The sequence below is a fragment of the uncultured Desulfovibrio sp. genome, from assembly GCF_944324935.1.
Taxonomy (GTDB): Bacteria; Desulfobacterota; Desulfovibrionia; order Desulfovibrionales; family Desulfovibrionaceae; genus Desulfovibrio.
This window is the reverse complement of the sequence record NZ_CALUYG010000073.1, coordinates 1-7948: the sequence shown is the minus strand read 5'-3', so window position 1 is coordinate 7948 and position 7948 is coordinate 1. Positions and strand designations below refer to the sequence as shown.

At 63.2% G+C, this 7948-nt stretch carries 6 protein-coding genes; 3 read left to right on the top strand and 3 right to left on the bottom strand.

The window, feature by feature from the left end:
• The first annotated feature begins 496 nt into the window (after window positions 1–496).
• The 3 genes from Q0J54_RS11665 (at window position 497) to Q0J54_RS11655 (ending at window position 5050) form a co-directional block, all read left to right on the top strand.
• The gene (locus tag Q0J54_RS11665; RefSeq protein WP_296305904.1) at window positions 497–1555 is read left to right on the top strand and encodes an ABC transporter substrate-binding protein; all 1059 of its coding nucleotides are present in this window, start codon (window positions 497–499) and stop codon (window positions 1553–1555) included.
• A gap of 339 nt (window positions 1556–1894) precedes the next feature.
• Window positions 1895–3079, top strand: coding sequence for an MFS transporter (locus tag Q0J54_RS11660; RefSeq protein WP_296305903.1), 1185 nt, complete (start codon window positions 1895–1897; stop codon window positions 3077–3079).
• Window positions 3080–3592: 513 nt separating this feature from the next.
• Complete coding sequence (locus Q0J54_RS11655) at window positions 3593–5050, top strand: catalase (RefSeq protein WP_296305902.1); 1458 nt, start codon at window positions 3593–3595, stop codon at window positions 5048–5050.
• Window positions 5051–5145: 95 nt separating this feature from the next.
• On the opposite strand, the gene trpA is transcribed toward Q0J54_RS11655, so the two are convergent.
• The 3 genes from trpA to Q0J54_RS11640 are packed head-to-tail and all read right to left on the bottom strand — an operon-like array spanning window position 5146 to window position 7760.
• Window positions 5146–5913, bottom strand: a complete 768-nt coding sequence (trpA, locus tag Q0J54_RS11650; protein WP_296305901.1) for a tryptophan synthase subunit alpha — start codon at window positions 5911–5913, stop codon at window positions 5146–5148.
• Window positions 5914–5928: 15 nt separating this feature from the next.
• Entirely contained in the window at window positions 5929–7119 is a 1191-nt protein-coding gene (gene trpB / locus Q0J54_RS11645) for a tryptophan synthase subunit beta (protein ID WP_296305900.1), read from the bottom strand.
• The gene (locus Q0J54_RS11640) at window positions 7116–7760 is read right to left on the bottom strand and encodes a phosphoribosylanthranilate isomerase (RefSeq protein ID WP_296305899.1); all 645 of its coding nucleotides are present in this window, start codon (window positions 7758–7760) and stop codon (window positions 7116–7118) included. The genes trpB and Q0J54_RS11640 overlap by 4 nt, the downstream gene beginning before the upstream one ends.
• Window positions 7761–7948 lie beyond the last annotated feature (188 nt).

Sequence of the window (7948 nt, the reverse complement as noted above, 5' to 3'; positions counted from 1 at the left end):
TGTCATGTCTGCTCATAACAAACAGGAAAGCAGGAGTCATTCAAGATGTCCAGCTTTTTTAGAAACAGCCCCTAGGGGCGCAGCTCAGTCTTCCGTATGCAGGTAGCCCGTTTACGGGCCGCAAGTAACAGATATGCAGATGTCAGACCGCTATGCGCCTGTTAGGGCGCGGCTGGTAAAAAAGCCTTATAGGCGCATATGAAGAACCACCGGCTTTGCCGGTGGGTTCCTTTTTGCTGGATAACTCTTCAGAGTGCCGCTCGCTGGCAGCCAATCCCGCCTTGTTCGTTTTTTTTTCGCCTGGCAGCCCCTCGTCTCCTCCTTCCTGCCAGCCGGCGACCGCATGCCGCACTTGCGGCCAGGGTCAGGACAGCGTATGCTTGCATAATATGGTACATCACGGAACGCATGGCGCTTTCCGTCCGGCCTGATGCCCGCCTGATGCTCCGGCTCAGGCTCTTTCCTCTGGCTGCCACAACTTTCGGGAGAAACGTGTATGCTGAAAAAAGTTCTTTGTATGGCTCTTGCCGCGTTCATGCTGCTGAACGTGAGCAACCGCACGACAGCCGCCGCCGACCTTGTGGAAGTTCCGACGGCGTGGCTTGACGAGCACGAGACGTTCCTCATGTGGTACGCGGTGGAAAAAGGCTGGGACGCGGAAGCCGGCCTCAAGATCAAGATGCAGCTTTTCAGCTCCGGCGCGGACATCCTCAATGCCCTTCCCTCGGGCAAGTGGGTATATGCCGGCATGGGCGCTGTGCCGGCCATGCTCGGCAATCTGCGCTACGGTACGTCCATCATTGCCCTCGGCAATGACGAATCGCGCTGCAATGCGGTGCTTGTGCGCTCTGACAGCCCCATCGCCAAGGTCAAGGGCTGGAACAAGCAGCATCCCGCCGTGCTGGGCACCCCCGAGACCGTACGCGGCAAAACCTTTCTCGTCACCACGGTCTCCTCGGCCCACTATGCTCTCAGCGCCTGGCTGGAAAGCATGGGCCTGACGGACAGCGACATCGCCATCAAGAACATGGATCAGGCGCAGGCCCTGGCCGCGTTTGAAAACAACATCGGCGACGGCGTGGCTCTCTGGGCGCCCCACATGTTCGTGGCTATGGAGAAGGGCGCCGTGCTGGCAGCCGACATGAAGATGCTGGGCAAGGGCAACCCCATCGTCCTGGTGGCGGATACCCGCTATGCGGAAAAGCATCCTGACGTGACGGCGCGCTTCCTGAGCATCTATCTCCGCGCCGTCAAGATGTTCAAGGAGACCTCGCCGGAGATGCTGGTTAGCGAATACCAGCGCTTCCACCGCGAATTTGTGGGCAAGGACTACGACGCCACCCTGGCGCTCAAGGATCTCCAGTACCACCCTGTTTATGATCTGCCCCAGCAGCTTGCCCTTTTCGACGACAGCAAGGGCCCGAGCCAGGTGCAGCGCTGGCAGGCGGACATTGCCGCATATTTCAGCAGCATCGGCCGCATCACGGCTGATGAGGCCAAGAAGGTCGCCGACGGCAAGTACGCTACCAATGCCTATCTCAAGCTGGTAAAGTAGCTCGCCCCGAGCCGGAAGAGCGTTTTCCAGGGATCCTGCCGTGGCTCCACGGCAGGATCCTTGTGTTTTCGGTGCGCCCGCAGGGCGACATGACGCATCCCGGCACATGTTTCCCGCAGCGTCTGACGGGAGGTTTCACACTGTCCCGCCGAACACGCTCCGCATGGCCTGAAGGTGAGGCTGATGGGCATCCGACCGGCCTCCCTGCCCCTGCCGTTTCTTTTTGCCGGGCATATCCGGCTCGAGACCGCATCTCCGGGCTTGCAATGAAAGCGACTTGGGGGCAGATTGGCCCCTGTCTGCGAGCCTGCTTTCCCCACTCTTACCCGGGATGCTTCCATGTCGCTCTTTTCTCCTGCCATTTCCCCCTCGCCCCGTCGCTATTATCGCACTGCCATCATGGCCTTTTTTTTCGTTATGGGGCTGGTCTTTGCCTCCTGGGCCATTCGCATCCCCGACATCAAGGCGCGGCTCATGCTGAGCGACGCCGCCCTCGGCAGCATCCTGCTGGGTGCTCCCCTGGGAGAAATGCTGGCCATTGCCCCTTCAGCCTGGCTGCTCGGCCGCATCGGCAGCCGCCACGGCATAGACTGCGGCCTGCTGCTTCTGCCCGTCTGTCTGGTGATGCTGGGGCTTGCCCCCTCGCCGGTACTGCTTTTTGCCGCCCTGCTCAGCTTCGGTTTTATCTATAATATGCTGAATATCGCCCTCAATACCCAGGCCGTGGATGTGGAGATCCTCTACAGTCGCAGCATCATGGCCACCTTTCACGGCATGTGGAGTCTGGGCGGACTGGTCGGCGGACTGGTCGGGGCCTTCATCGCGCCGAGGGGCATAGCCCCCTTGACCCACTTCTGCGCCATCCTCTGTCTGGTGGTGCTGACGCTTCTCAGTCTGCGCCGCTGGACGCTGCCGCGCCCGGTCCGCATCATCGGCCTGCATGCGCCCGGCGGCAGCGCCGGACGTTTTCGCATGGACGCGTATCTGCTGGTGCTGGGCTTCATCGCGCTGGGCAGCATGGCCACGGAGGGGGCCATGTATGACTGGAGTTCCGTCTATTTCGCCGATGTCATCCAGCCCGGGCCTGACTTCACCCGCGTGGGCTATGTGGCCTGCATGGGCTGCATGGTGCTGGGCCGCCTTACCGCGGACGGTCTTGTCAATCGCTTCGGCGTCGAACTGGTGCTGCGGCTAAGCGGGCTCTGCATCGCCGCGGGGCTGAGCCTGGCCGTCGTCTTTCCGCATCTCATCCCCGCGACGCTTGGCCTTGGCCTTGTGGGCTACGGCATGGCCTCGGTCGTCCCGCTTTGCTACAGTCTGGCCGGCAAATCTCCCCGGGTCCCGGCTCGCGTGGGGATCTCGCTTGTGTCAAGCGTAAGTTTTCTGGGATTTTTGAGCTGCCCGCCGCTCATCGGCTTCCTCTCCCACGCCACGGGCAGCCTGCGCTGGGCATTCTGCCCCATCATTGCGCTCGGACTGTCCATCGCCCTGCTGGTCCCTGTGCTGCGCCGTCTCCGGGCCTGACATGTGCCGAGCACGCCGGCTTTTTTGAGGGGGAGGGGGACCCCGCGCCTCGCGCGGGCGGTGTCCCCCTCCCCCTCAAGCTCCCCCACCCCTCCCCCGCGCGCTTTATCAGGCGCGCACATGGCTATGCCCTGTGCGCCCTGTGTACGTCGGGATGCTTTGTCGTGCGTCGGCCCTGACAGCCGTTTTGCCGATTTCCCCGCCCCTGGCGCACACGCTGACCGCCCCTCCTGACCGTTTCTTTGCCCGCGGGCATGCCGTCCATTATGGCGGGCATGCCTTTGCCTGCCGCCCTCCCGCCGCTTCGTCTCCGGTCTCCGGCGGCTTTAGGCGTTGTTGCCGTCCCGAATCACAAAAAAGATTACAAATTATTAAACACTGTTAAATTTTATTTTAATAATGAGTACTATTATTATTTACATGTCGACAAGCCTGTGCTATCACTTGCACACGGCGCGGCAAGGCCGCTTGTTCGTTTCCCCTTCACCTCAGCCACCGTAAGGAGAACGCCCCATGTCGGAACGCAAAGACCTTCTCACCACCAACGCCGGCGCACCCGTCCCCAACAACAATCATGCCCTCACGGCCGGGCCGCGCGGCCCGCTGCTCATGCAGGATGTCTGGTTTCAGGAAAAGCTTGCCCATTTTGACCGCGAGGTCATTCCCGAGCGGCGCATGCATGCCAAGGGCTCAGGCGCCTACGGCACGTTCACGGTCACCCATGACGTGACGGCCTACACCCGGGCCTCACTCTTTGCCGAGGTCGGCAAAAAAACGGACGTCTTTGCCCGCTTCTCCACAGTGGCGGGGGAACGCGGCGCGGCGGACGCCGAACGTGACATCCGCGGCTTTGCCGTCAAATTCTATACGGATCAGGGCAACTGGGACATGGTGGGCAACAATACGCCCGTTTTCTTCCTGCGGGACCCGCTGAAGTTTCCTGACCTGAACCATGTGGTCAAGCGCAATCCCCGTACCAACATGCACAGCGCCAAGGACAACTGGGATTTCTGGACGCTCCTGCCCGAAGCCCTGCACCAGATCACCGTGGTGATGAGCGATCGCGGCATACCGGCCAGCTACCGGCACATGCACGGTTTCGGCAGCCACACCTACAGTCTGATCAATGCCAGAAACGAACGCTTCTGGGTCAAGTTCCACTTCAAGAGCCAGCAGGGCATCAAGAACCTGACGGATGCCGAAGCTCAGGAACTCATCGGCCGCGACAGGGACAGCCATCAGCGCGACCTCTATGAGCATATCGAAAAGGGTGACTATCCCCGCTGGACGCTGTATTTCCAGGTCATGCCTGAGGAAGACGCCGAAAAACTCCCCTACCATCCCTTTGATCTGACCAAGGTCTGGTATCATTCCGACTATCCGCTCATGGAGGTCGGCGTGCTGGAGCTGAATCGCAACCCGGAAAACTACTTTGCCGAAGTGGAGCAGGCTGCCTTCAATCCCGCCAACCTCGTTCCCGGCATCGGCGTGTCGCCGGACAAGATGCTGCAAGGGCGACTCTTCTCCTACGGGGACGCCCAGCGCTACCGCCTCGGCGTCAACCACCATCTGATCCCGGTCAACCGGCCGCGCTGCCCCTTCCACAGCTTCCACCGCGACGGACAGATGCGCGTGGACGGCAACCACGGCAGCCTTACGAGCTATGAACCCAACAGCGCCGGCGTCTGGAAGGAACAGCCGGACTTTGCCGAACCGCCCCTGAAGATCAGCGGCGATGCGGCCCGCTGGGACTATCCCTGCGATGATGCCGACTACTTCGAACAGCCCGGCCGCCTTTTCCGCCTGATGACGCCCGAACAACAGGAGGCCCTGTTCGGCAACACGGCCCGGGCGCTGGGCGATGCGCCCACGGAAATCAAACTGCGGCATATCCGCAACTGCGCCAAGGCTGACCCGGCCTACGGCGCCGGCGTGGCGCGGGCCTGCGGCCTTGCCGACAGCGACGCATGATCCCTCCCACGCAAAGGGGGTACGGCGGCACAAGCGGCCGCCGCGCCCCCCCATATACGGCGCAACTTTCCCGACGCACGCGGGCGCGGGACGCCTTATTTCCAGCGGGCGATGAAATCAGCCGCGCTGTTCCCTTCATCCAGCCAGCGCAGCAGGGCACTGCCGAACACCGCCGCATCGGGACGGGCGTCCGGCGGCAGATCCTCGATCTGCGCCGGTTCGGACAGGCCGAAGCCCAGAGCCAGCGGCAAAGAAAAGACCGAGCGGGCCCGGCGCATGGTCTCCGCCACCTGCGGCGCAAGCTGCGCCCGCTGTCCCGTCGTGCCCATGACCGACACCACATAGACGTAGCCCTGACTCACCTCCGCATAAAGCCGCATGCGCCCGGCATCCGTATTGGGGCCCACCAGCGCAATGAGGGCAATGCCCTGTGCGGCCAGCAGGGCGCGCAGCTCGCCTGCCTCCTCATAGGGCAGATCCGGCACGATGACGCCATGAACGCCGGCACGGGCCGCATCCACGGCGAACTTGCCCAGCCCGTATTGCAGGATGGGATTGTAATACCCCATGAGCACGATGCCGCAGCGGAAGAAATCCTTGCGTTCCTCCAGCTCGCCCAGCAGCCGGGTCAGGCTCATGCCGTCGCTGAGCACGCGGCGGGAGGCCTCCTCCACCACAGGACCGTCGGCCACGGGATCGGAGAAGGGGATGCCGATCTCGATGATGTCCGCCCCGCCTTCATCCAGTTCCTGGATGGCGGGCCAGAAGCTGCCGTCATCCGGGAAACCGGCGGTCACAAAGGGAATAAGGGCCACTCGCCCGGCTTCGCGTGCGGCGCGGATTTTTTCTTCCAGAATATGCATGACAGACTCCCTCGCTTAACAGATATCGCCCATGTCCTGCAGGCCGAACGCCTTGCGGGCGATGCCCAGATCCTTGTCGCCCCGCCCGGACAGGTTGACCACCACCTTGCTGCCCGGCGCGAATTCCTCGGCATGATCCAGCACCCAGGCCAGCGCATGCGAGGACTCCAGCGCCGGCAAGATGCCCTCGGCCCGGCAAAGCCGCTCAAAAGCCGCCAGGGCACGCTGATCGCGCACCATGACGTAACGCACCCGGCCGCTCTTGTGCAGATAGGCGTGTTCCGGGCCCACACCGGGATAATCCAGCCCGGCGGAAATGGACTGCGAGGGCTCGATCTGACCGTCGCTGTTCTGGAGCAGCATGGTCAGGCTGCCGTGCAGCACGCCCGGGACCCCCAGACTGAGCGGCGCGGAATTGAAGCAGCCCGGCTCGCCCGTCCCGGCGGCCTCCACCCCGATGAGCTTTACGCCCGGCTCTTCCAGAAAAGGATGGAACATGCCGATGGCATTGGAACCGCCACCCACGCAGGCCACCACGGCATCAGGCAGTTTGCCCGTACGCTCCCGCATCTGCGCGCCCGTCTCCTGCCCGATGACCTGCTGGAACATCCGCACCAGCGTGGGGAAGGGATGCGGACCGGCCGCCGTGCCAAAGCAGTAATGCGTCGTCTGCTGCTGGGAGATCCAGGCCCGCAACGCCTCGTTGATGGCGTCCTTGAGCGTGCGCGTACCGCTTTCCACCGGGATGACCGTGGCCCCGAGCAGCCGCATACGCATGACATTGGGGGCCTGGCGCTCCACATCCTCCGCGCCCATGTAGACCGTGCAGCGCATGCCCAGCCGGGCCGCCGCCACAGCCGAGGCCACCCCGTGCTGCCCGGCCCCGGTCTCGGCCACCAGCGCCGTCTTGCCCATATATTTGGCCAGCAGGGCCTGTCCCAGCGTATTGTTGATCTTGTGCGCCCCGGAATGCAGCAGATCTTCCCGCTTGAGCCAGAGCTCGATGCCCAGCTCCTCGGAAAGCCGGGGGCAAAAAGTCAGCGGCGTAGGCCGTCCCGCAAAATTGTGTAACAGATCCTGCAATTCCGCCTGGAAGCGCTCCGTGGGCACAATGGATCGCATGGCCTCTTCCACTTCCAGCAGCGGCGGCATGAGCAACTCCGGCACGAAGCAGCCGCCGAATTCGCCGAAATAGCCTTTTTTCATTCTTCCTCCCGCAACGGCTCCGCCGTCGCCTGACGCACGGCCCGCACGACCGCCGCCATCTTTTCCCGATTTTTCACGCCCGGCGCATCTTCCACGCCGGAATTGACATCCATCCCGCTCGGGCGGCACTGCCGCAGGGCCTCCGCCACATTGTCCGGCCCAAGCCCGCCGGCAAGCCACCACGGACGCGGCCAGCGCAAACGACCCAGCGCCCGCCAGTCCAGCACGCGCCCGCTGCCGCCGCCGCCCTTGCCCGCATCCACCAGAAAAGCTCCGCAATACGGAGCCTCCCGCTCCAGCGCCTCCTGCAAGGACGCCATGTCCTCGTAGCGCTGCGGCCAGATGACCCGCCACAGCCGCTCCGCCCCCAGACGACGCGCACAGGCCGCCGTCTCCTGCCGCCCGTGCAGCTGGACCACGTCCAGACGCGCCGTCGCCATGATACGATCTATCTCCTCCTCTTTCTGTTCCACAAAAACGCCCACTCGCGCAAGCCCCGGCGCGGACAGCGCCGCCGCCTGCTCCGGCGTACAGCCGCGCGGGCTCGCCGCATGGAAAACGAACCCCACCATGTCCGCCCCCAGCCCGGCCGCCGCCTCCACATCCTCCTGCCGCCGCATGCCGCAAAACTTGATGTGCATATTCCTTTTCTCTCCCTGGGGATGGGCCATCTGCGGGGGAAGGGGGGCAGATTGTCAAACGAAAGTTGACACAAAGAAGACCCCGTCTTCCCTCATTTTTTCCACAGTTGCCTTGTAACCGAACTTCTTGCGCGGGCGGTGGTTGATGAGTGCCACCGCCCTCTCTATGTCTTTTTGCGTTATCCCCT

What these genes read in the sequence shown, in the direction of transcription:
- Q0J54_RS11665 (WP_296305904.1), top strand. Translation starts at nt 497, where the DNA reads ATGCTGAAAAAAGTTCTTTGTATGGCTCTTGCCGCGTTCATGCTGCTG.
- Q0J54_RS11660 (WP_296305903.1), top strand. Translation starts at nt 1,895, where the DNA reads ATGTCGCTCTTTTCTCCTGCCATTTCCCCCTCGCCCCGTCGCTATTAT.
- Q0J54_RS11655 (WP_296305902.1), top strand. Translation starts at nt 3,593, where the DNA reads ATGTCGGAACGCAAAGACCTTCTCACCACCAACGCCGGCGCACCCGTC.
- trpA (WP_296305901.1), bottom strand. Translation starts at nt 5,913, where the DNA reads ATGCATATTCTGGAAGAAAAAATCCGCGCCGCACGCGAAGCCGGGCGA.
- trpB (WP_296305900.1), bottom strand. Translation starts at nt 7,119, where the DNA reads ATGAAAAAAGGCTATTTCGGCGAATTCGGCGGCTGCTTCGTGCCGGAG.
- Q0J54_RS11640 (WP_296305899.1), bottom strand. Translation starts at nt 7,760, where the DNA reads ATGCACATCAAGTTTTGCGGCATGCGGCGGCAGGAGGATGTGGAGGCG.